Here is a 21,940-nt window from a genome sequence, read left to right on the forward strand (position 1 = left end):
TTGAAAATCTCCTTTTATATATAGAAAAGCAGACTGGAAGCCACAGTCTGCTTTTTACATTTTGTGATTTTGTTTTACTGGAACACGTACAGTTTCTTTTGCTAATAAAAGCTGAACGCCGAAGTAAAGTATGCTTGCAAGCGTCATTCCAGAAATGGCGTCTACAAATGCGTGTTGCTTCGTAAATAGCGTGGATAAAATAATAAGCGTACCGAAGAAGGTAAGAATGTAATATTCAAAAGCATGTTGTTCTCTACGTTTAAAGGCAGCTAGCATAATCACAAAGGTAGTAAGAACGTGAATGCTAGGGAAACAGTTTACCGGTTGATCGATACTATAAATATAGCGGACTAGTTCGGAAAATACGTCTGATCCAACGACTGTTGGACGTGGTACAGTTGTCTGCCAAAAATAATAAATAGAAAAACAAGCCAGTTTTCCAAGAATAACACTACTTAAAGTGGCATAATATTGCTTTCGATCTGCAAAGCAGTAATAAATAAGTGCGCCGTATAAGTAAGGAAACCAAAGTAAATAAGGAATAATAAATGCTTTCACAAATGGAATCCAATCATCTACTACAGTTGTGACATCTACTGCGTGAACAGCCGATTTATTTAATACATCGTAAAGGGGACTTACGAGTACGAGTAGAAGTATATAACTTAACGGAAGAAAAGATGAAAGTTTAAATTTCTTCATGATAATCTCCTATGTTTAGTAATGTAAGTAAATTCAATTGATTATAATATAGAAACGTAATTTGAGCTATCGATTTTACTTACATTTTCTTGAATTCGCCTTACGTTTTTGTCACTTGACTGAAAAGAAGGGGAGGGTGCTAAATGAAGCGTTTATCGTATTTCTTATTTTTTATATTGATATGCCTAGTCGGTGCTGGGTGTGCAAAGGATAAAGAAGGAGAGAAATTAGAATATAACGGAAGAGCACTCGTAATTGGAGTCATTGGAGAAAAGCCGAAAGATACGTTTAGGAATATAAAGTTTGAGAAAATGAAGTTAGAGGAACTGGAAAAGAAATCTAAGGAAGTGGATGGTTTTTTAATAATGAAAGATCACTTTCAAGAAGCCTCAACAGATCAATATAAAAATGTATTTTCATCGCTAAAGAAACCAGTGTTTTTTATCGGTTTACAAGATAAATCATATTCAATTTTTACTACAAAAGGGATAGAGTATAACAGTGCAAGAAAAGATGTAAATGCTATGTATACGCAAGGGTTTGCAAATATCGGAAGTGGTGAAGGACAACAATGGGCAGTTGGTTTATCTAATGGCGGAAATACAGAAGAAAGTATTCATAATATGTATATTGTCGTATTTCAAACCATCGCAGATTATTTGAATAGATGATGAAGGAGCCTGTATAAGAGGCTTCTTATTTTTTATGCAGAAGCACAGATAAAAATATGATTGAGAAGTTCAAGCAAGCTTTACAACGTATGCGAGATGTAATGATACTGATTTATAATTTTATATCAGCTATTGCGGATTTTATTATAAAGTTTTAATGAAGTGCATCCAGTATTAGTTCGTTTTATCAAGGGGTGATAATGTTAGTTCCACATCTCCCTTTGCGATTAGTATTGGTTTGTAGGCAGGTATGCAAGCAGTTTTAGCTTTATTATGGCCAATAATCGTTCCTGTTGAGATTGGACTTGCGGTTATGAGTGGCTACGGTATGGTTAGTGGCGTCTGCTTGAGCAGGAATTGCCGTAGGATATTCATATGCATATAAACATGTTTATTTATATACTCGTTTACTCTTTCTATATCTCACTACATCATAACGACTATGCCATAGTTATATAATGGGTTTCTGTTAAAAATTAGTATTAAATATCTTAATTGAAGTGCACTGCATTTCTACCCATTCATTTGCTATATCTTGCTCGATTCCTTCTACATCAATTAGTATTATACTATCGTAGATATTTAGTGTTGCTAAGCTATCCTCACTGTTATAATCTAGCTTAGCAATTACTTTAAAGCCTTTACTATTCTGAATTATTGCATTTGCATTTTTATCTGAAAAAGTTATATTTGTATTCCATATAAATTCATTATCTATATGTATTTCTACATTATAGTTTTCGTGTTTTTCTGGTTTATCGCCACCCCACTCAGCGATAAATTGATTGCTATCTACTTGAACTAAAACTTTATATCCATCTAATAATTTGTCTGATATATCCACTATTTTAATATTCATTGCTTATTACTCCTTTTTATTTTTTATATGATACTCTAACAAGGGGATTGTCAACATTCATCATGTTATTTACTTGGTCATAGGTCCATTTTTCTTTATGAAAGAAAAAATGTAAATAAGAGGATAAGGGGGAATGATGTTGAAAACTATTAAAAATACATTATTATTTGTTCTATGTTTGGTAGTTCTTAGTGGTTGTTTTACAAGAGAAGGAACGATTGTTGGTGGTAAGGTTCATGGTTCTTCAGATAGCGTATCTGGTAGTATATCTGGGGACTATAGGAAATTTACTGGATATGCAACTCAAGATAGGAAAGTTAAAAAAGGGGAGAATTGGATCTTTTCTTTTACTGATAAAACTAAACAAGGAACCATAAAGGCTTATGTTTTAGATTCAAATGATAATACAATATTGGAAGTTACTAGTGGAAACAATAAAAATAATATTAAAGTGTCTAAAGATGATACATATAAAGTTAAAATTATAACAGAAGAACATGGTGGAGAATTTGAAATATCATGGAAAAAAGAAAAGTAGTTAAGTTAATGAGTATCGGGCTATTATTATGTTCTTAGGATTCGGATATTTTCCAAAGAGATGGGGAAAAAGGAAAGTTTCAGAAAAGTTTCTGCAAGCAAAATTTGCTGATGAAGGAAAAGGGATTTTGATTATTACTTATGCTATAGATTTATATGTAATATCTATTCCTTTAAAAGTAAAGAAATATAATTCACTTTAATTTCTATTGAATATAGAAGTGATTATGCTATGAAAGTCATGTTTATTCATGGCTTTTCTTTGTAGTAATTTCTTAATTATGAGCTCAATAGTATCCATCCGTTGTAGTGTTATGCGGTGGGTTATTCATTAGGGTTAGTAGCCAGGAACAGGGATTTCCCCGTATTTCAAGGGCTGGGATTGACTATACAGTGGTTCAAATAATTTCGTTATTTATGCGATTATTTGTTGGGGTTGCTAAAGCCATTTTGTCCTACAATTGTAGGGCTTTTTTATTAACAGTACTTCCTTAATATTCACGAAATATGCATATTGTATTTATTTGGATATTTTGTATGTTAAAATTAAATATAAGGGTTTTTGTATATAGAGAACTGAAAACAGAAATATCCAATGAATTTTGAGAGGTGTTACATGTTTAAAAACAAGAAATTAATTCGGTTTGGTCTAACATTACTTGTATGTTTATTTGTAATTGATTTTACAATCGGTTATTTTCAAGCATATCTTGAATCAGCAGGTATTAAATGGATAATATCAGAAACTTGGAGAACTATTTTGTTAGATGCTCCTGAAGGTATATTGGTTATTTTAGGCGCGATTGCTTTATATGATTTCACAAAAGAAACATCGCCAAAAGACGCATCAATTTAAATGCGTCTTTTTTATTTCATGCAATTAGCAATTTCGTGGATGGTAGTCTTGCTATCAATAATAGGGCATTATGTCATACAATGAAGATGAAGATAATATTAGAAAATTATGGGGATGATTACGTTGAGGAAATTTTTAATTAGTTATGCTGCAAGTCTGCTTACTTTTATTATCATATGGTTCTTAATACCGTATATTTCTGATCCTAGTTATTCTAACGAGAATGGTTTACCTAACATAGTTGGATTTATTGTAATTCTCATCATATTTGGTAGTGTATTAGATCTTGTAGCTTGCCTAATTGGAGAAGTGTTATACAGGAACATAAAACAATGTAGGAAGTTTCGAGTTGGAATTCCTGTATTTATTGGACTATCTCTTATCTATATATTTATACTCTCTCTTTTTACTATTACTAGTGCATATGCTTCTAGTTTAGTTGCACCTATTATTATGGGTTCCTTAGCTTTTTATGTAGTACGTAGAAAAATATAATTAACCTCAGCTAACGATAATGATGTAAATGAGCTAGTGGCGGTTCCGCAAAGATTTTGAATAAATTACGAAAAAGTAGAGAACTATACATTTTTACTTTAATGAAGGATACGTTTACCTTTAGATTGATGATAAAAAAGAAGTACCCTGTCTTTAAGCAAGGGCACTTCTTTTTATATTTCAGTCAGTAATTTGAATTTCATATTCTCAGGAGCAGTTACTTTTGCTTTATTGATGATAGGCTTAATAACTTTTTTATGGGCTCACTACTACGGTCAAAATCGTTAGTTCCTTTTATCTGTAAGCTTTTGTCATTTAAAGTGTTTCCAGGTTTTGTGACTATAGGCTGAAACGGTTAAATAAACGTTTGTTTAAGATGTATGTTCGGTAGGAAGAAACCGATGTAGCTCAAGGGTGAACAGAGAAAAATAGGGAGTTAATCAAACGTTTGTTTAAGATATATGTTCGGTAGGAAGAAACCGATGTAGCTAAAAGAGTGAACAAAGAAAAATAGGGAGTTAATCAAACGTTTGTTTAACATATATGTTTGAAACAGAATGAGAGAAAAATCTAAAAAAATTATATATTTATTTTTTCTTAACAAATGGCGGAAAAATAAGAAAAAATTGCAGGATTATTAAAAATTATCACGAAATAAGTAAAAGTTTAGCGAATAATCGTTTGAAATAATAAAACGTTTTCTATATGATAAAGGTAAAGGTTAGTAAAAAAGTAGGTGAATTTATGACAGTAACATTTTATTCATATCCAAAGTGTGGCACATGTCAAAAAGCAAAGAAATGGTTTGAGGCAAACGATGTAGCATATGAGATGATTCATATTGTTGAAAATCCACCATCAAAAGAAGATTTACGTAATTTACATGAAAAAAGTGAATTACCATTAAAAAAATTCTTTAATACAAGTGGAATGCGTTACCGCGAACTTGGTCTGAAAGATAAGTTAAAGGATGCAAGTGAAGACGAAATGTACGAACTTTTAGCATCTGATGGCATGTTGATTAAACGTCCAATCGTAACAAATGGAACGAATGTAACACTTGGTTTTAACGAAGAGCAGTTTGAAAGTGTGTGGAAAAAGTACCAATAAGGTATTTTTACATAATTAATACATTCACTGGAGGTACAGTCATGAGCATTCCAAATAATTTACGTTACTCTGAAGAACACGAATGGGTAAAAACTGAAGGTAATGAAGTTGTTATCGGTATTACTCACTTTGCACAAGGTGAGCTAGGCGATATCGTATTCGTTGAACTTCCTGAAGTAGGTGCAACAATCGAAGCTGACGAGCCATTCGGAAGCGTAGAATCTGTTAAAACAGTTTCTGAGTTATACGCACCTGTAAGTGGTAAAGTTGTAGCAGTAAACGAAGAATTAAGTGACCAACCAGAACTTGTTAACGAATCTCCATACGAGGGTGCATGGATGGTTAAAGTTGAACTTTCTGATGCAAGCCAAGTTGAGAAGTTATTAACTGCAGAAAAATATGCAGAAATGACAAACCAAGACTAATTATAGTCGACTAAAGGACAGCCTTTGTGCTGTCCTTTTTTATTTTGTGTTACATAATACATTTAAAATCGAGTGCAAATGAATAAGCTATTATGGGAATGAATGTTTTTCGGTAAGGTTTCATGGGGCTTCACAATCTGAACGAGCCGCTTGCGCTTTTCTTTTGCAAAAATAAACAGGAAACAACATGAAAATAACGAATATACTATATACTAAGTTAAAGGTTGTATAGTATATGGTGATCGGGTGATGACATATGATTTATGTAGAAAAAGTCATTATTGTAGAAGGTAAATCAGATAGAAGAAAGATTGAATCTATTATTCGTGAACCGGTGGAAATTGTTTGTACAAATGGTACAATTGGTTTATCGAAAATGGATGAGCTCATTGATCAGTTTTTTGATAAGGAAGTGTATGTACTAGTGGATGCTGATGATGCTGGAGAAAAGTTAAGGAAGCAATTTCGAAAAGAATTTCCGCAAGCAGAGCATATTTATATTGATCGCTCGTACCGAGAAGTGGCAACTGCGCCATCTTCACACTTAGCAAATGTATTATGGGGAGCTGACATTGACGTCTATACAGAATATTTACGGTAAGGAATGATAGAAGTGATTGACTGGACAGGAGCCGAAGCAACAGCCCTAATAGAGAATGAAGAAAAAACAGTGTTATATGTATATACTCCAATGTGTGGAACATGCCAATTAGCAAAAAAGATGTTAACAGTCGTTGAGATGACAATTGAAGACTTGAAAATTGGAATGTTAGATTTAAATTATGCTCCGCATTTAGCGAAAGAGTATGGAATCGAAAGTGTACCGTGTTTACTTGTTTTTGAAAATGGGACACTCATGAAGAAGATATATGCATTTCATTCGGTTGAATATTTATATACGGAATTAAAGTAGGCGGCAAAGTTTTTGCCGCCTCGACATATTTCTCGGGAAATATGTCGAGGCGCAGGGTGGTTACAGTATTTGTCGAGCGAAAGTAACAGGATTGTTCTTTAGTGAGAGGGAATGGTATGTGTAATAGAAAGTGATATGAAGGATGTGATTTAGGGTGAAATTATATTCTTTGCTGCAATCATTTGTAAATTACGCTAATGGTCAATATCATTTAGAGCCGCTTTTAAGACAAGGAGAAAAAACTGTTAATTTCCGCTTTGGAGATGAAAGTTGTTCGTTACAAATTTCAAGAGATTATATAGAGCTGCTACATGAGGAAAGAGGAACAGAGCAAATCGTTTGTGTAGATGAGGAAGATGTAAAACAATTGGTGAACGGAAATGTACGATTGCAAATGCTAATGAACGATGGACGTGTACAATATTCGGGAACGTATCGAACGATGCTACTAGTTGAATCGATGTTCCATATATGTAAACCGATGTCAGTAGGCGCTTAAAATTCTGAAGTTTCATTTTTTGCGAAAATTTCTGTTGACATGGTGTGTGGATATTGATACAATTCAATTCATAAAATATAGACAATTTCATAAATTACAAATCAGACGAAAATGTAATCTGATTTCTCTTATCAAGAGAGGTGGAGGGACTGTGCCCTGTGAAGCCCGGCAACCGTCAACTTATGTTGAAATGGTGCCAATTCCTGCAAAGCAAATGCTTTGAGAGATGAGAGAGAGGGATAATGTTGTTATATACGCATATAAACCTTTCTGCTTCTCTAAAGCGGAAAGGTTTTTTTATTGTTTGAATGTGGAGGACATTCAAATAATAAAAGTAATGATAACGGTGGACTACACGCATTAAAAATAAAAAATTGCGGAGTCGACCAAAAATCTAGCTTCAGCGGCTAGAACAGTCGGTCGTTTCATCCCTTCCTATGAGGCAAAAAGCGCCTCTACGTCAGGGATTCGGGCGTCCTCTTGTTCTAAACGAGCCGCTTGCGCTTTTTAAACAAAAAAAGGGGTGAACATCATGATCTTGTTAGAAAATGTAAAGAAAATATATAAAGCAAAAAGCGGTGATGTCACTGCTGTAGATAATGCCAATTTAAAAATAGACAAAGGTGAAATATTTGGTGTGATCGGATATAGTGGCGCTGGGAAAAGTTCTTTAATCAGATTATTCAATCAGTTAGAGAAACCAACTTCTGGCCAAATTACAATTGCAAATCGTGTGATTTCAGCAATTACAGGGAGTGAACTTCGTAAGGCAAGGCAAGAAATCGGAATGATTTTTCAGCACTTCAACTTACTTTGGTCACGAACTGTACGCGAAAATATCGAGTTCCCACTTGAAATTGCAGGTGTTGATAAGGCGAAGAGAAGAAAACGAGTGGATGAGTTAATTCATCTTGTTGGATTAGAAGGAAGAGGAGACGCGTATCCATCTCAGCTGAGCGGAGGACAAAAGCAACGCGTTGGTATTGCAAGAGCATTAGCTAACAATCCACAAGTGCTTTTATGTGATGAAGCGACATCAGCTCTTGATCCAGAAACGACAGATCAAATTTTAGATTTATTATTAGATATTAATAAGCGTCTCGGTTTAACAATTGTACTCATTACACACGAGATGCACGTGATTCGAAAGATTTGTAATCGAGTGGCGGTAATGGAGAAAGGGAAGATTGTAGAAACGGGTCCAGTACTTGATGTATTCCGCAATCCGCAGAAAGACATTACAAAGCGATTTGTACAGCAGTTAACGGATTCTGAAGATACAAATGAAACGATTGAAAGTTTAATTGAAAAGTATCCAGATGGTAAAGTAGTTCGTTTGCAGTTTATCGGTGAAGCTGTAGAAAGACCAGTACTTCAAAGATTAATGCAACGCAGTGATATAGAAGTTAGCATTTTGCAAGGAAACATCGCCCAAACAAATAACGGCTCTTACGGTAGTTTAGTTGTTCATTTAAATGGTGAGGAAACAGCGATTCAGCAAGCAATAGAGGGAATACATCAAGATCAAGTAGAGCTGGAGGTGATTGCACATGGATAAGTTACTCACAAATATTGATTGGAATCAAATGTTAGAAGCAACTGGTGAAACGTTATATATGACGGCAATCGCAGCTCTTGCCACATTTGTTTTAGGACTAATTTTAGGATTGTTACTCTTTATGACAGCGAAAGATAATTTATGGGAAAACAAATCGGTTAACACGGCGATTGGAGCGTTCGTAAACATTTTCCGCTCGATACCGTTCATCATTTTAATCATTTTATTAATCCCATTCACAAAGATTCTGCTTGGAACAATTCTTGGAGCGAGTGCAGCACTGCCAGCTTTAATTATTGGAGCGGCGCCGTTTTACGCGAGAATGGTTGAAATTGCACTTCGCGAAATTGATAAAGGTGTAATTGAAGCTTCAAAAGCAATGGGAGCAAAAACAAGCACTATTATTTTGAAAGTATTAATTCCAGAATCGTTACCAGCATTAGTATCTGGTATTACGGTTACAACAATCGCTTTAGTAGGCTATACAGCAATGGCGGGGGTTGTTGGTGCTGGTGGCCTTGGAACACTTGCTTATTTAGAAGGATTCCAGCGAGGAAATAACGATGTAACAATCGTTGCGACAATTTGTGTATTACTAGTGGTATTTTTCATTCAGTGGATTGGTGATAGTGTAACGACTCGAATAGATAAACGATAATAAAAAAACAGGAGGATGTTTCAAATGAAAAAATTATTACTTACAGCACTTATTTCAACTTCTATTTTTGGGTTAGCTGCTTGTGGCGGGAAAGATAAAGATGAAAAGAAACTAGTTGTGGGGGCTTCTAACGTGCCGCACGCTGAAATTTTAGAAAAGGCAAAACCGTTACTTGAGAAAAAAGGAATTGAATTAGAAGTGAAAAAGTTCCAAGATTACGTGTTACCAAATAAATCGTTAGCGGATAAGGATTTAGATGCAAACTACTTCCAGCATATTCCGTATTTAGAAAAAGAAATGAAAGATAAAAAATATGATTTTGAAATAGCGGGGAAAATTCACTTGGAACCAATTGGTGTATATTCTCAAAAATATAAGAGCTTAAAAGAACTTCCAGACGGGGCGACAATTATTATGAGTAATTCCGTTACTGACCATGGACGTGGTTTAGCAATTTTACAAAAAGAAGGCATTTTAAAAATTAAAGACGGAGTAGATCCAGTTAGTGCAACTCCAAAAGATATTGCAGATAATCCGAAAAACTTAAAGTTCAAAACGGATATCGAGCCTGGTTTGTTACCACAAGTGTATAACAATAAAGAAGGCGACGCTGTTTTAATTAACTCGAACTATGCAATTGATGCAAAATTAAATCCAGAAAAAGATGCAATTGCAATTGAAGGTGATGATTCTCCATACGCAAACGTATTAGTGGTTCGTAAAGGTGATAAAGATAAAAAAGGGATTAAAGAGCTTGTAGAAGTATTGCATTCTAAAGAAATCGAAGACTTTATTAATAAAGAATATAAAGGAGCGGTTGTTCCTGTAAAAGAATAATTGCTGAAAAGAGCTGGTGTATGCCAGCCTTTTTTATAACTACATAACTATAGGGGAGAAGGGGACATCATATGAAAAAGATTCTATTGTCAGTTGTTACAGCGCTGTCTGTATTTACATTAGCTGCTTGCGGAGGGAAAGAAGAGAATAAGCTTGTTGTGGGAGCTTCTAACGTGCCGCATGCTGTTATTTTAGAAAAGGCACAGCCGATACTAGAGAAAAAGGGCATTAAATTAGAGATTAAAAAGTTCCAGGATTATGTTTTGCCGAATAAAGCGTTAGCGGATAAGGAAATTGATGCGAACTACTTCCAACACATTCCTTACTTAGATAAAGAAATTCAAGAAAAGGGATATAAAATTGTAAACGCAGGAAAAATCCATTTAGAGCCAATGGGCATTTATTCTAAGAAGTATAAAAGTTTAAAAGAATTGCCAGATGGCGGAACAGTTATTATGAGTAATAACGTAGCGGAGCGTGGCCGTATGCTCGCATTGTTACAAAAAGGCGGCGTTATTAAATTAAAAGACGGTGTAGATGTTGTTAAAGCAACAGTAAAAGATGTTGTAGAAAATCCGAAAAACTTAAAGTTTAAAACAGATGTAGAACCGGGACTTTCACCGAAGCTATATGAAAATAATGAAGGTGATGCTTTATTCATTAATTCAAACTACGCAATTGACGCAAAATTAAATCCAACAAAGGATGCAATTACGATTGAAGGATCAGATTCTCCTTATGCAAATATTATTGCAGTTCGCAAAGGTGACGAGAAGAAAAAAGAAATTAAAGAATTAGTAGAAGTACTGCATTCAAAAGAAATTCAAGACTTTATTAATAAAGAATATAAAGGTGCTGTACTGCCAGTAAGTGAATAAATATAAGGGAAGGACTGGAAAATTACCAGTCCTTTTTTCTTTATATAAATAAGAAGAAAGGTGTATCATATAAAGATGCAAGGGAAATACTTATATACATTTGTGAAAAAATTGTTACTTTTTTTCGTCGTTTGCGATATCATTTTATTTGATATAAAATTAGAATGAGAATAAAATGAGAATATGAACGTTTTAGTAATTTTTAAAATGTATATAGAGGATTAATGGAGGTATTGAGATGGCTGGTTCTACATTAACGGTTAAAGACTTACACGTATCAATCGACGGTAAAGAAATTTTAAAAGGTGTAAACCTTGAAGTAAAAGGTGGAGAAATCCACGCAATTATGGGACCTAACGGAACAGGTAAATCAACTTTATCTTCTGCAATTATGGGTCACCCAAAATATGAAGTAACAGAAGGTAGCATCATCATCGACGGTGAAGATGTATTAGAAATGGAAGTAGATGAGCGCGCACAAGCAGGTCTATTTCTAGCAATGCAATATCCAAGTGAAATTAGCGGAGTAACAAACGCTGACTTCTTACGTTCTGCAATTAACGCACGTCGTGAAGAAGGCGATGAAATTTCTCTTATGAAATTTATCCGTACTTTAGATAAAAACATGGAATTCCTAGAAATGGATCCAGAAATGGCACAACGTTACTTAAACGAAGGTTTCTCTGGTGGAGAGAAAAAACGTAACGAAATTCTTCAATTAATGATGATTGAGCCAAAAATCGCAATCTTAGATGAAATCGACTCAGGTCTTGATATCGATGCATTAAAAGTTGTATCTAAAGGTATTAACCAAATGCGCGGCGAAGAGTTCGGTTGCCTAATGATTACGCATTACCAACGTTTATTAAACTACATCACTCCAGACTTCGTTCACGTTATGATGAACGGTCGTATCGTTAAATCTGGTGGCCCTGAGCTTGCACAACGTCTAGAAGCTGAAGGTTACGACTGGATTAAAAAAGAATTAGGTATTGAAGACGAAACAGCAGAGCAAGAAGCGTAAGAGAGGAGCATAAACATGACAATCGGTACATTACCTTTCGATCAAGAAACAATCCGTCAGCGCGCAAGCGAAGTAAACGAAGCTGCTTGGTTGACTGAGTTCCGCTTACAAGCTCTTGCACAAGCAACTGAACTTCCAATGCCAACGCCTGATAAAACGAAAATTGAAAAATGGGACTTTATCGGAAAAGGCGACGCTGCTAAGCAAGAGCCTGTAAGTTCTTTAACAGAGCTTCCAGAAGCAGTGAAAAACTTAATCGATGAAAATAACAGCGTATTAGTACAACGTACTGGTACAACTGCATTCGTTTCTTTAGCAGACGAAGCAAAAGAAAAAGGTGTTATTTTTACAGACATCGTAACAGCTGCAACAGAGCATGCTGAACTATTACAAAAGTATTTAATGAAAGACGGCGTGAAGGTAGACGAGCATCGTTTAACTGCACTTCATGCTGCATTAATCAACGGCGGTGCATTTGTATATGTTCCGAAAAACGTTGTTCTTGAAACTCCACTTCAAGCTGTATTCTTAGTAGACGGCGAAGAAGCTAACGTATATAACCACGTATTATTCGTAGCAGATGCAAACAGTACTGCAACTTATGTAGAAAACTACGTTGCAAATGAAAATGCTAAAGGTATTGCAAATATCGTAGCAGAAGTAATCGTGGAACAAGGCGCACAAGTGAAATTTGGTGCGGTTGATCTATTAGCAAAAGACGTAACAACTTACGTTAACCGCCGCGGTGTTGTTGGACGCGACGGCCGCATTGATTGGGCTCTAGGCCTTATGAATGACGGAAACACAATTTCAGAGAACGTTACGAATTTAATGGGCGACGGATCATATGCTGATACAAAAACAGTAACAATTGGTCGCGGTAACCAAACACAAAACTTTACAACTAAAGTTGTTCACTTCGGTAAACACTCTGAAGGTTGGATTTTAAAACACGGTGTACAAAAAGATAGTGCAACATCTATCTTTAACGGAATTGGTAAGATTGAACACGGTGCATCTAAATCAAATGCACAACAATCTTCTCGCGTTCTTATGTTAGATGAAAAAGCTCGCGGTGATGCAAACCCAATTCTTTTAATCGACGAAGATGATGTAATGGCAGGTCACGCAGCTTCAGTAGGCCGCGTAGATCCGTACCAATTATACTACTTGATGAGCCGTGGTATTCCAAAACGCGAAGCAGAACGTTTAGTCATCCATGGATTCTTAGCACCTGTAGTAAATGAGCTTCCAATTGAAGGAGTAAAGGCACAGCTTGTTGAGGTAATTGAAAGGAAAGTTCGCTAATGAATATTCATGAAATACGCAAACAGTTTCCAATTCTTGATCAAAAAGTGAACGGCAAACAACTTGTATATTTCGATAGTGCAGCAACTTCTCAAAAACCAATTCAAGTCATTGAAACGTTAGAACGTTACTATAAAGAATATAATTCTAACGTGCATCGCGGTGTTCATACGCTCGGTACGAAAGCTACCGACGCGTATGAAGGTGCACGCGAGAAAGTTCGCAAGTTTATTAACGCGAAATCAATGGAAGAGATTATTTTCACGCGCGGAACGACAACTGCATTAAATACAGTAGCGGCTAGCTATGGTCTTGAAAATGTAAAAGAAGGCGATGAAATCGTTATTTCTTACATGGAACATCATAGTAACATCATTCCGTGGCAACAAGTTGCGAAGAAAACTGGTGCAACTTTAAAATACCTTCCGCTTCAACCAGACGGTACAATTTCTTTAGAAGATGTTCGTCAAACAGTTACACCGAATACAAAAATCGTTTCTATTATGCAAGTATCAAACGTACTTGGAACGATTAACCCTGTAAAAGAAATCGGAGCAATCGCACATGAAAACGGTGCAATCATGATCGTTGATGGAGCACAAAGTGCACCTCATATGAAAGTGGATGTACAAGATTTAAACTGTGATTTCTACGCATTATCTGCTCATAAGATGTGCGGACCTACAGGTATCGGCGTATTATATGGTAAAAAAGAATTGCTGAACAATATGGAGCCAATTGAATTTGGCGGTGAAATGATTGATTTCGTAGATTTACAAGAATCTACTTGGAAAGAGCTTCCGTGGAAGTTTGAAGCAGGTACACCGATTATCGGTAATGCAATCGGACTTGGTGCGGCAATTGATTTCCTAGAAGAAATCGGTCTTCATAATATTGAAAAGCATGAACATGAATTAGCGCAATATGCTTTAGAAAGACTATCAGAAGTAGATGGCGTTACAATTTATGGTCCAAAGCATCGCGCTGGTCTTGTTACATTTAATATTGAAGACGTACATCCTCATGATGTAGCAACTGTATTAGATGTAGAAGGCATTGCGGTTCGCGCAGGACACCACTGTGCACAACCGCTTATGAAGTGGCTGAAAGCTTCTTCTACAGCACGTGCGAGCTTCTATTTATATAATACAAAAGAAGAAATTGATACATTTGTTGAATCACTAATCAAGACAAAGGAGTATTTCACAAATGTCATTTAATAATTTAGATACGTTATACCGTCAAGTTATTATGGATCATTATAAGAATCCTCGTAACAATGGCGTGTTAGAAGATAGTGTTACTGTTAACTTGAACAATCCAACTTGCGGCGATCGTATTCAACTTACGATGAAAGTAGAAGAAGGTATTGTACAAGAAGCGAAGTTTGAAGGAGAAGGGTGTTCTATCTCAATGTCTTCAGCTTCGATGATGACACAAGCAGTAAAAGGTAAGAAAATTGAAGAGGCACTTCAGCTTTCTAAAATTTTCTCTGACATGATGCTAGGAAAAGAGTACGATGACAGCATTGATTTAGGAGATATTGAAGCATTACAAGGCGTATGCAAGTTCCCTGCACGTATTAAATGTGCAACATTAGCGTGGAAAGCGTTAGAAAAGGGCTTAAACGAAGATAAGTAATGTTAAAGGTTCCTAAAAACGAGGTTATCTAAGGAGGGACACACCAACATGGCGAAGCAACTGCCAGATATCGGCGATTATAAATATGGTTTCAAAGACAAAGACGTTTCGATTTTCCGTGCTGGACGCGGTTTAACAAAAGAAATCGTTGAAGAGATTTCACGTATGAAAGAAGAACCACAGTGGATGTTAGACTTCCGTTTAAAATCACTGGATAAGTTCTATGAAATGCCAATGCCACAATGGGGCGGCGACTTAAACGACTTAGATTTCGATGAAATTACGTACTACGTAAAACCATCTGAGAAATCTGAGAAGTCTTGGGATGAAGTACCTGAGGAAATTAAAGCGACATTTGATAAATTAGGTATTCCTGAAGCGGAGCAAAAATATTTAGCTGGTGTATCTGCACAGTACGAATCTGAAGTTGTATACCACAACATGAAAGAAGACCTAGAAGCTCTAGGAATCGTCTTCAAAGATACAGATAGCGCATTAAAAGAGAACGAAGATATTTTCCGTGAGCATTTCGGAAAAGTAATCCCACCAACAGACAACAAATTCTCTGCATTAAACTCTGCAGTTTGGTCTGGTGGATCATTCATCTACGTTCCAAAAGGTATTAAAGTGGATACACCACTTCAAGCGTATTTCCGTATTAACTCTGAAAATATGGGACAATTCGAGCGTACGCTTATTATCGTAGACGAAGGCGCACACGTACACTACGTAGAAGGTTGTACAGCACCTGTTTACACGACTAACTCACTTCACAGTGCGGTAGTAGAAATCATCATTAAGAAAGATGCTTATTGCCGTTACACTACAATCCAAAACTGGGCGAACAACGTATACAACCTAGTTACAAAACGTGCGGTTTGTGAAGAAAACGCAACGATGGAATGGATTGACGGTAACATCGGATCTAAATTAACGATGAAATACCCAGCAGTTATCTTAAAAGGCGAAGGCGCTCGTGGTTTAACATTATCTATCGCGATTGCTGGTAAAGGCCAACACCAAGATGCTGGTGCGAAAATGATTCACTTAGCACCAAACACGTCTTCAACAATCGTTTCTAAATCGATTGCGAAGCATGGTGGTAAAGTAACTTACCGTGGTATCGTACAATTCGGACCAAAAGCGAAAAACTCTCGCTCTAACATCGAGTGTGACACGTTAATTATGGATAACCAATCTACATCTGATACAATTCCTTACAACGAAATCAAAAACGATTACGTTTCACTTGAACACGAAGCGAAAGTATCGAAAGTATCAGAAGAACAATTATTCTACCTAATGAGCCGCGGTATTTCTGAGCAAGAAGCTACAGAAATGATCGTAATGGGCTTCATCGAGCCATTCACTCGCGAACTTCCAATGGAATACGCAGTTGAAATGAACCGCCTAATCAAGTTTGAGATGGAAGGTTCTATTGGTTAATATATGTATGAAAAAAGCGCCCTGCTGTGCAGGGCGCTTTTTTATGTTGTGCTTGATTCAAGTCAGTAGACTGAGATACCCAGGTAGGTTTCCAGCGAAATATATCGACTTATCAACAAATTACGACAGGAAGAACAGGCCGTATATCCCGAACCTAAATCGTATCCACTTTATCCACAGACTTAACACGGTCCCAAACATACTTCATCCCAATAAAAGAACCATACCCAATTAAAGCACCTAACATATTCAATATGATGTCATCAATATCGAAAACACCAGTAAAAGTAATGAGTTGTAACGATTCAATTAATAAAATAAATTTAATGAAAATTTTTGATGCCATTTTTACATTGTTTATTTGTTTAAATAATAAAGGTAGCAGGAAGCCGAATGGAATGAATATGATGACGTTTCCTAATGTATTCATAAGTACGATGTCTAGATTATAAGAATCGAATTCAGTTAAATAGCGGATTGTACTTCTGAAAGGAACTAAGTTTACTAACCCACCGTGTATAGAATGCCAGTTACCTGTCTCAAAGAAGTGCTTCAGATTACCAAAGTAAAAGGCTGGTCTCCCGAGCAATAGTTTAAATAATAAAACAAACGAATACGGTAAAAATAATCCCCAGCCAATCCACTGTACATATTTTTGCGTAGAGGATTGCATCGCTTTTTCAATTTCAGTTCCTAGAGTAGAGGCTTCTCCAAAATTTTGAATGGCTAATGTAGTAGCTTCTTCTTCAGATTTTCCTTGATCGAGAAATTCTTGTTTTAAACTTGTAAGATGATCGTAAATTTCAAAGTATAGTTCGTCACTATCAGATTGCGATAGGTTTGTTTTTTGAACGATACTCTTTATGTATTCTTCAATCGTCATTAATTTAAAGCTCCTTTCTGACAAGTTTTAATAAGAGCTGTAACTGAATCCCACGCTGTTAGTTTTTCTTCTAAAATTTTCTTTCCGCTCGTAGTAATACGATAAAATTTTCGTTTCATACCGGTGTCAGATTCACCCCAGTAGGAATTTATTAAATCCTTTTGTTCCAGACGTTTGAGTGCTGGGTAGAGTGTACCTTGGCTCATTGTGTATAAATCATTGCTGTTTTCTTTTAGCTTTTGAATAATTTCATATCCGTACGTATCGTGCTGTTTAATGATGGAGAGAAGTAAAATATCAATACTTCCTTTTAATATTTCTTTATCCATTTTATGGTTCACCACCTTATGATGAGATTGTAACACGACATATGTCGTGTTACAAGGTATATGTGCAGGGTGATACCCCTGATAGTATACCTTGTAATATATCAGCGATTTTTCAAATATATCGATCACAACTCGGAATATATCAGCGATTATTTTAATATATCGACGATTCGACAAGGGATATCGACTTATCAACAAATTACGACATGGCAGAGCGGGGCATATACCCCTCAATATTTAGATGACAGAGGAGCACCTATCCATAAAGCGGCCGAATGGAAGTAATTTAGGCTAAGATACTGACAAATCTACAGGGAAATCCATAAGAAAATCCACCAAAATACTCGTAAAACCACTCAATAAACTTTCTGACAAATCCCCGCTCTACCAACTAATCCCCAGACCGGCAAAAGTAAAGTTTCTCATATAAAAAGGACAATCTTTTGCTTTTTCTTATAATGCGAGTACAATGTAAAATAGCAAGAAAAGACGAAAAGTATTTACAGGATTATTGCGTACGCGTAGCGTAAATGGCAGTAAGGAACTGAGAGGAGGTTTTTTCTCTGAATATAAATAAAGAAACAATCATCCACCTTTATCATACAAACGATATACATAGTCATTTTGAAAATTGGCCGCAAATTTCTCGGTTTGTACAAGGGGAGAAAAAGCGAAGACAGGAAGCGGGAGAGACCGTTTTGACGGTTGATATCGGCGATCATGTGGATCGTTTTCATAGCATTTCGGAAGCGACGAATGGACTGGGCAATACGAAGCTTTTGAATGAGGCGTTATATGATTATGTAACGATCGGAAATAATGAAGGAATTACGTTAGCGAAGGAGCATTTGAATCGTCTATATGATGATGCTGGATTTGAGGTGCTCGTTGCGAATTTATTTGAAAAAGAAGGGGTACGTCCAGCGTGGGCAAAGCCTTATAAATTACATACAACGACAGATGGGATTACGATTGCCTTTATCGGGTTAACGGTAGCTTATCCAGAGTTTTATCATATGCTCGATTGGCATATTGAGGATCCGCTTATCCATTTAGAGTCTATTTTAGAAGAAGTGCGAGATGAGGCTCATATTACGGTTGTCCTTTCTCATCTTGGGAAAAGCATGGATGAGTATATGGCAGAGCATTATGATATAGATGTTATTTTAGGTGCACATACGCACCATTTATTTGAGCGTGGCATTCTTATGAATAATACTTTACTTTGTTGTTGTGAAAAGTGGGGACGTTACGTTGGGCACGTTCAGCTTACTGTGGATAAAGAGACGAAGAAGCTGTTGAAAAAGGACGGTAGAGCGATTAAGACAGAACGTTTAGGTGCTTATAGCAAACCGTTATCCACAATTGAATTGCTGCAGGAAGAAAGTAAACAGATTATGGCAGAGCCTATCGTTCATTTAAAGGAATCATTACCAGTCGATTGGTTTCATGAGACGGCATTTTCGCATATGTTAGCAAATGCGCTGAAAACGTGGTGCGGTGCAGAAATTGGAATGGTGAACGCTGGTGTGCTATTAGAGGGATTAAATGAAGGTGTTGTGACGCGCGGAGATATTCATAGAATTTGTCCACATCCAATTAATCCATGTTTATTAAAAGTGCCGGGGAAAACGTTAAGAGAAGTTATTTTGAAAGCACGTCGCCCGAATATGGAGAACCTTGAGGTAAAAGGATTCGGATTTCGTGGGAAAGTGATGGGGAAAATGATTTACGCTGGTGTCGAAGTCATTCCAGATATGATTCCTGGGAATAAAATTTTACTGGAAGATGTATTGATTAACGGGGAATCGCTGGAATTAGATCGTATATATACAGTAGGAACGATTGATATGTTTACATTCGGATACTTATACCCAGAGCTATCCACACTTTCTGACAAACAATATTATATGCCAGAGTTACTCAGAGATGTGTTAACAGACGTGTTGATAACTCATACATCTTCCGTCAAACTATAGGCTAGTTAACTTGTAACACTCATTTTTCTCTTGTCATACAGATAAGAAAGAGAGGAGTGTGGACTATGGTTAATGTGGAGCCAATTATAATCGATAATTATACGTTTATTGCGGTTAGCGTCAAACTTCCAAAGACAAATTTGCTAGCTGTAATGAGCGATAAAGGATATATTATGTGCGGTGCATTAGATGTAGGTCTTTTAAATGAGAAGTTAGGTGATCGAGGAATTATTGCTGGCCGTGCGGTTGGTGTAAGAACGATTGAACAACTTCTTGAAGCACCGCTAGAATCAGTCACGATTGAAGCCGAAGCATTAGGTATTACGGCAGGCACAATCGGAAAAGAAGCATTATTAAAAATGAGATAAGCATATATCGTCCCTCCTTCTTGCATAGAAATGATATAAGAAGGAGGTTTTTTTATGAGTATATTTCGTTCGAAAAATTCGCGGTTTCGAAGGGGACCAATTTCCTTTCGGCACATACTGCTTATGTCGTTTATTCTTTTTGTCATATTACTCGTGCAAGGATTATGGATTGTGAATAAGAGCATTCAGCCGACATTACTTAAATATGGGGAAGTAGAGACGCATAAAATGGCGACAGCGGTTATGACGAAGGCGGTAAAAGATAGAATTAATGAAGGGTTTGATGTCGATTCATTAATGAAAGTACAAAATGATAAAAACGGAAAAGTATCCACAATTAATTTAAATACAAAGCAAGTAAATGAAATCGTAACGTCAACGACCACATACATAGAAAAATATTTACAGCAAGTAGAACAAGGTGATTTGAAGGGGCTAGGTATTTCTGAAAAAAATGGGGCAACGATGGCAGTTCCTTTTGGTCGTGTAACGGATAATGCGCTTCTTGGAAATATAGGTCCCGATATTCCAATTGATTTCACGACGATTGGTCATGTGAATACGGATATTAAACAAAAAATTGAACCGCACGGGATCAATACGACAGCGATTCAAATTATTATGGAGATGGAAGTCACGTTGCAAGTGATTATTCCATTTCATACGAAAGAAATAAAGGTAAAACAAGATGTTCCGATTGCAACGCGCATTGTTCAAGGGGAGGTACCTACTTATTATGGAAGCGGGAGTGTGGTTGTACCTGATAAAAAGAAAACGGATAGTTAGCCGAATTAAAAAAATAACCGTAGCAATATGCTACGGTTATCGTTTTGTATTCGTGCGTTCTTTTCGCTCCCACAGACTTAAATGCATGTATGGATCGAAAGCCCATTCTGTATAACCATTGTCTTTATACATACCGAAATGTAGGTGGGGCGGGAATTTTCCCGCTGTGCCGGGAGGGCCGTAACCGGTGCTACCGACAAATCCGATTACTTTTCCTGGTTCGACAATTTGTCCAAGCTGTATTTCTTTTGAGAATCCGCCTAAATGAGCGTAATAATGGTAATTATTATGAAGGTCGCGAATACCGATGCGCCATCCGCCAAGACGGTTCCAGCCTTTTGTTTCAATAATGCCATAGCAAGTAGATTTTACTGGTACACCATAGCCTGCAAAAATATCAGTTCCTTCATGAACTCTCCTTCCCCCAAAACTTCTTCCAGCACCGAAAGTACTACGGTAGCTATGGTCACTACGAATCGGAAGAGGGAAAGCATTTCCTTCTAAATTAATACGTCCGTAATGTTTATAAATTTGGGCGTATTCGGTAATTAATTCAACTGTTTTCGCACGTCTATAATATTCCCAAAGCATAATGTGAACACGGTCTTCGGACGTTCCTTGTTTCTTTAAAATTGTCGCTGCTGTATGCAGAAGATCACGGTCGTTATTTGCGTTTGCAAATCCATCTTTGTCACCATCTAAACCCAATCCGCCAAATAGAGAAATTGTATGGGGGAGAGTGTCGTTACCATTAACGGGACCAGCCCATATTTCTGGTTTGAAATAAAGGGAAATAATGGCATCTGGTTTTTTCGGAATATCTTTTCTTACGCTCCGTATATTTCTTTCGTATTGATCCATTGCAGCTAAGTAATACCACGGAATGCCTGAAGATTGCTCGGTTTCTTTATATAGTGCCATGCGCTTTTCGTATATGCTTTGCTGATTATCTTCACCGTAAGCGATGTTTTGGTGGAGAAGAAAGCAAATTGAAAGCAAAAGAGAAATTTTTCGAAGCATGAAATAGACTCCTTTCACAACATCACTCTTTTTAGTGTGGGATATACGGAGTATTTCATTATAGGGAACGATTGGAAAAAATCTTAGAATCTTCATTTGAGCAAATCGCTTTCATACGTTAGAATAGATATGTTACATTGAAAGAAGCGAACACGGTA

General features: G+C 36.4%; 26 protein-coding genes and 1 riboswitch. Of the genes, 21 read left to right on the forward strand and 5 right to left on the reverse strand.

Annotated features, from left to right (window positions below; genetic code table 11):
- Positions 1–54: 54 nt before the first annotated feature.
- Positions 55–702 (reverse strand): phosphatase PAP2 family protein, encoded by a 648-nt coding sequence (locus DN392_RS10435; RefSeq protein WP_000713746.1) that lies wholly within the window; start codon positions 700–702, stop codon positions 55–57.
- Positions 703–845: 143 nt separating this feature from the next.
- Here DN392_RS10435 and DN392_RS10440 point away from each other — a divergent pair, with 143 nt between their 5' ends.
- Positions 846–1,373, forward strand: a complete 528-nt coding sequence (locus DN392_RS10440) for a hypothetical protein (protein WP_088321310.1) — start codon at positions 846–848, stop codon at positions 1,371–1,373.
- A gap of 469 nt (positions 1,374–1,842) precedes the next feature.
- Here DN392_RS10440 and DN392_RS10450 read toward each other — a convergent pair whose 3' ends face one another.
- Positions 1,843–2,232 (reverse strand): hypothetical protein, encoded by a 390-nt coding sequence (locus tag DN392_RS10450; RefSeq protein ID WP_064057614.1) that lies wholly within the window; start codon positions 2,230–2,232, stop codon positions 1,843–1,845.
- A 136-nt stretch (positions 2,233–2,368) separates the two neighbouring features.
- On the opposite strand from DN392_RS10450, the gene DN392_RS10455 reads away from it, so the two are divergent.
- From DN392_RS10455 to sufB, 17 genes are all read left to right on the forward strand, one after another.
- Positions 2,369–2,770, forward strand: a complete 402-nt coding sequence (locus DN392_RS10455; RefSeq protein ID WP_000920744.1) for a hypothetical protein — start codon at positions 2,369–2,371, stop codon at positions 2,768–2,770.
- A 615-nt stretch (positions 2,771–3,385) separates the two neighbouring features.
- Positions 3,386–3,625 (forward strand): DUF3937 family protein, encoded by a 240-nt coding sequence (locus tag DN392_RS10470; RefSeq protein ID WP_000475827.1) that lies wholly within the window; start codon positions 3,386–3,388, stop codon positions 3,623–3,625.
- Between the two features lie 123 nt (positions 3,626–3,748).
- The gene (locus DN392_RS10475; RefSeq protein WP_001224770.1) at positions 3,749–4,120 is read left to right on the forward strand and encodes a hypothetical protein; all 372 of its coding nucleotides are present in this window, start codon (positions 3,749–3,751) and stop codon (positions 4,118–4,120) included.
- 744 nt (positions 4,121–4,864) lie between these two features.
- A complete protein-coding gene (locus tag DN392_RS10480) occupies positions 4,865–5,230 on the forward strand; it encodes an arsenate reductase family protein (protein WP_000218969.1) in 366 nt (121 codons plus the stop codon).
- Between the two features lie 41 nt (positions 5,231–5,271).
- On the forward strand, positions 5,272–5,655 hold the full coding sequence (gene gcvH / locus DN392_RS10485) for a glycine cleavage system protein GcvH (protein WP_000026896.1): 384 nt from the start codon (positions 5,272–5,274) through the stop codon (positions 5,653–5,655).
- A gap of 256 nt (positions 5,656–5,911) precedes the next feature.
- Positions 5,912–6,256, forward strand: a complete 345-nt coding sequence (locus DN392_RS10490; RefSeq protein WP_000640866.1) for a toprim domain-containing protein — start codon at positions 5,912–5,914, stop codon at positions 6,254–6,256.
- A 3-nt stretch (positions 6,257–6,259) separates the two neighbouring features.
- On the forward strand, positions 6,260–6,568 hold the full coding sequence (locus tag DN392_RS10495; protein ID WP_002008881.1) for a thioredoxin family protein: 309 nt from the start codon (positions 6,260–6,262) through the stop codon (positions 6,566–6,568).
- Positions 6,569–6,722: 154 nt separating this feature from the next.
- On the forward strand, positions 6,723–7,067 hold the full coding sequence (locus DN392_RS10500) for a hypothetical protein (RefSeq protein ID WP_000781217.1): 345 nt from the start codon (positions 6,723–6,725) through the stop codon (positions 7,065–7,067).
- A gap of 125 nt (positions 7,068–7,192) precedes the next feature.
- A riboswitch (SAM riboswitch) is annotated at positions 7,193–7,300 on the forward strand.
- A gap of 299 nt (positions 7,301–7,599) precedes the next feature.
- On the forward strand, positions 7,600–8,625 hold the full coding sequence (locus DN392_RS10510) for a methionine ABC transporter ATP-binding protein (protein WP_000601756.1): 1,026 nt from the start codon (positions 7,600–7,602) through the stop codon (positions 8,623–8,625).
- Entirely contained in the window at positions 8,618–9,283 is a 666-nt protein-coding gene (locus DN392_RS10515; RefSeq protein ID WP_000359548.1) for a methionine ABC transporter permease, read from the forward strand. Before DN392_RS10510 ends, DN392_RS10515 begins: the two co-directional genes overlap by 8 nt.
- 24 nt (positions 9,284–9,307) lie before the next feature.
- Positions 9,308–10,120, forward strand: coding sequence for a methionine ABC transporter substrate-binding lipoprotein MetQ (metQ, locus tag DN392_RS10520; protein ID WP_000735093.1), 813 nt, complete (start codon positions 9,308–9,310; stop codon positions 10,118–10,120).
- Between the two features lie 71 nt (positions 10,121–10,191).
- A complete protein-coding gene (gene metQ / locus DN392_RS10525; RefSeq protein WP_064449152.1) occupies positions 10,192–10,998 on the forward strand; it encodes a methionine ABC transporter substrate-binding lipoprotein MetQ in 807 nt (268 codons plus the stop codon).
- Positions 10,999–11,236: 238 nt separating this feature from the next.
- Positions 11,237–12,022: a Fe-S cluster assembly ATPase SufC gene (gene sufC / locus DN392_RS10530; protein ID WP_000929162.1), complete on the forward strand. Its 786-nt coding sequence runs from the start codon at positions 11,237–11,239 to the stop codon at positions 12,020–12,022.
- 15 nt (positions 12,023–12,037) lie between these two features.
- Positions 12,038–13,330 (forward strand): Fe-S cluster assembly protein SufD, encoded by a 1,293-nt coding sequence (gene sufD, locus DN392_RS10535; protein ID WP_000152177.1) that lies wholly within the window; start codon positions 12,038–12,040, stop codon positions 13,328–13,330.
- On the forward strand, positions 13,330–14,550 hold the full coding sequence (gene sufS / locus DN392_RS10540; protein WP_001020765.1) for a cysteine desulfurase SufS: 1,221 nt from the start codon (positions 13,330–13,332) through the stop codon (positions 14,548–14,550). The genes sufD and sufS overlap by 1 nt, the downstream gene beginning before the upstream one ends.
- Positions 14,540–14,971 carry a Fe-S cluster assembly sulfur transfer protein SufU gene (sufU, locus tag DN392_RS10545; RefSeq protein WP_000009525.1) on the forward strand — a complete coding sequence of 144 codons (432 nt, stop codon included), beginning with the start codon at positions 14,540–14,542 and terminating at the stop codon, positions 14,969–14,971. The genes sufS and sufU overlap by 11 nt, the downstream gene beginning before the upstream one ends.
- A gap of 48 nt (positions 14,972–15,019) precedes the next feature.
- Positions 15,020–16,417, forward strand: coding sequence for a Fe-S cluster assembly protein SufB (sufB, locus tag DN392_RS10550; protein WP_001118829.1), 1,398 nt, complete (start codon positions 15,020–15,022; stop codon positions 16,415–16,417).
- 154 nt (positions 16,418–16,571) lie between these two features.
- Here the strand turns inward: sufB and DN392_RS10555 are convergent, their stop codons facing one another.
- Both DN392_RS10555 and DN392_RS10560 read right to left on the reverse strand, forming a co-directional pair.
- Positions 16,572–17,300 carry a VanZ family protein gene (locus tag DN392_RS10555; RefSeq protein ID WP_088321311.1) on the reverse strand — a complete coding sequence of 243 codons (729 nt, stop codon included), beginning with the start codon at positions 17,298–17,300 and terminating at the stop codon, positions 16,572–16,574.
- On the reverse strand, positions 17,300–17,629 hold the full coding sequence (locus tag DN392_RS10560; RefSeq protein WP_088321312.1) for a PadR family transcriptional regulator: 330 nt from the start codon (positions 17,627–17,629) through the stop codon (positions 17,300–17,302). Before DN392_RS10560 ends, DN392_RS10555 begins: the two co-directional genes overlap by 1 nt.
- 587 nt (positions 17,630–18,216) lie before the next feature.
- On the opposite strand from DN392_RS10560, the gene DN392_RS10565 reads away from it, so the two are divergent.
- The 3 genes from DN392_RS10565 (at position 18,217) to yunB (ending at position 20,762) form a co-directional block, all read left to right on the forward strand.
- Positions 18,217–19,608 (forward strand): bifunctional metallophosphatase/5'-nucleotidase, encoded by a 1,392-nt coding sequence (locus DN392_RS10565; protein WP_088321313.1) that lies wholly within the window; start codon positions 18,217–18,219, stop codon positions 19,606–19,608.
- Positions 19,609–19,673: 65 nt separating this feature from the next.
- Positions 19,674–19,976, forward strand: a complete 303-nt coding sequence (locus DN392_RS10570) for a YunC family protein (RefSeq protein WP_000248463.1) — start codon at positions 19,674–19,676, stop codon at positions 19,974–19,976.
- A gap of 54 nt (positions 19,977–20,030) precedes the next feature.
- Positions 20,031–20,762 carry a sporulation protein YunB gene (yunB, locus tag DN392_RS10575; protein WP_046954393.1) on the forward strand — a complete coding sequence of 244 codons (732 nt, stop codon included), beginning with the start codon at positions 20,031–20,033 and terminating at the stop codon, positions 20,760–20,762.
- Positions 20,763–20,798: 36 nt separating this feature from the next.
- On the opposite strand, the gene DN392_RS10580 is transcribed toward yunB, so the two are convergent.
- A complete protein-coding gene (locus tag DN392_RS10580; protein ID WP_048566619.1) occupies positions 20,799–21,782 on the reverse strand; it encodes a M23 family metallopeptidase in 984 nt (327 codons plus the stop codon).
- Between the last annotated feature and the right edge of the window lie 158 nt (positions 21,783–21,940).

It is taken from the genome of Bacillus sp. BB51/4 (assembly GCF_008368845.1).
In the GTDB taxonomy this organism is placed as follows: domain Bacteria; phylum Bacillota; class Bacilli; order Bacillales; family Bacillaceae_G; genus Bacillus_A; species Bacillus_A wiedmannii.

Excerpts from the sequence above, each read along its gene's own strand:
- DN392_RS10435 (WP_000713746.1), bottom strand. The coding sequence starts at position 702 with ATGAAGAAATTTAAACTTTCATCTTTTCTTCCGTTAAGTTATATACTT.
- DN392_RS10440 (WP_088321310.1), top strand. The coding sequence starts at position 846 with ATGAAGCGTTTATCGTATTTCTTATTTTTTATATTGATATGCCTAGTC.
- DN392_RS10450 (WP_064057614.1), bottom strand. The coding sequence starts at position 2,232 with ATGAATATTAAAATAGTGGATATATCAGACAAATTATTAGATGGATAT.
- DN392_RS10455 (WP_000920744.1), top strand. The coding sequence starts at position 2,369 with ATGTTGAAAACTATTAAAAATACATTATTATTTGTTCTATGTTTGGTA.
- DN392_RS10470 (WP_000475827.1), top strand. The coding sequence starts at position 3,386 with ATGTTTAAAAACAAGAAATTAATTCGGTTTGGTCTAACATTACTTGTA.
- DN392_RS10480 (WP_000218969.1), top strand. The coding sequence starts at position 4,865 with ATGACAGTAACATTTTATTCATATCCAAAGTGTGGCACATGTCAAAAA.
- gcvH (WP_000026896.1), top strand. The coding sequence starts at position 5,272 with ATGAGCATTCCAAATAATTTACGTTACTCTGAAGAACACGAATGGGTA.
- DN392_RS10490 (WP_000640866.1), top strand. The coding sequence starts at position 5,912 with ATGATTTATGTAGAAAAAGTCATTATTGTAGAAGGTAAATCAGATAGA.
- DN392_RS10495 (WP_002008881.1), top strand. The coding sequence starts at position 6,260 with ATGATAGAAGTGATTGACTGGACAGGAGCCGAAGCAACAGCCCTAATA.
- DN392_RS10510 (WP_000601756.1), top strand. The coding sequence starts at position 7,600 with ATGATCTTGTTAGAAAATGTAAAGAAAATATATAAAGCAAAAAGCGGT.
- DN392_RS10515 (WP_000359548.1), top strand. The coding sequence starts at position 8,618 with ATGGATAAGTTACTCACAAATATTGATTGGAATCAAATGTTAGAAGCA.
- metQ (WP_000735093.1), top strand. The coding sequence starts at position 9,308 with ATGAAAAAATTATTACTTACAGCACTTATTTCAACTTCTATTTTTGGG.
- metQ (WP_064449152.1), top strand. The coding sequence starts at position 10,192 with ATGAAAAAGATTCTATTGTCAGTTGTTACAGCGCTGTCTGTATTTACA.
- sufC (WP_000929162.1), top strand. The coding sequence starts at position 11,237 with ATGGCTGGTTCTACATTAACGGTTAAAGACTTACACGTATCAATCGAC.
- sufD (WP_000152177.1), top strand. The coding sequence starts at position 12,038 with ATGACAATCGGTACATTACCTTTCGATCAAGAAACAATCCGTCAGCGC.
- sufS (WP_001020765.1), top strand. The coding sequence starts at position 13,330 with ATGAATATTCATGAAATACGCAAACAGTTTCCAATTCTTGATCAAAAA.
- sufU (WP_000009525.1), top strand. The coding sequence starts at position 14,540 with ATGTCATTTAATAATTTAGATACGTTATACCGTCAAGTTATTATGGAT.
- sufB (WP_001118829.1), top strand. The coding sequence starts at position 15,020 with ATGGCGAAGCAACTGCCAGATATCGGCGATTATAAATATGGTTTCAAA.
- DN392_RS10555 (WP_088321311.1), bottom strand. The coding sequence starts at position 17,300 with ATGACGATTGAAGAATACATAAAGAGTATCGTTCAAAAAACAAACCTA.
- DN392_RS10560 (WP_088321312.1), bottom strand. The coding sequence starts at position 17,629 with ATGGATAAAGAAATATTAAAAGGAAGTATTGATATTTTACTTCTCTCC.
- DN392_RS10570 (WP_000248463.1), top strand. The coding sequence starts at position 19,674 with ATGGTTAATGTGGAGCCAATTATAATCGATAATTATACGTTTATTGCG.
- yunB (WP_046954393.1), top strand. The coding sequence starts at position 20,031 with ATGAGTATATTTCGTTCGAAAAATTCGCGGTTTCGAAGGGGACCAATT.
- DN392_RS10580 (WP_048566619.1), bottom strand. The coding sequence starts at position 21,782 with ATGCTTCGAAAAATTTCTCTTTTGCTTTCAATTTGCTTTCTTCTCCAC.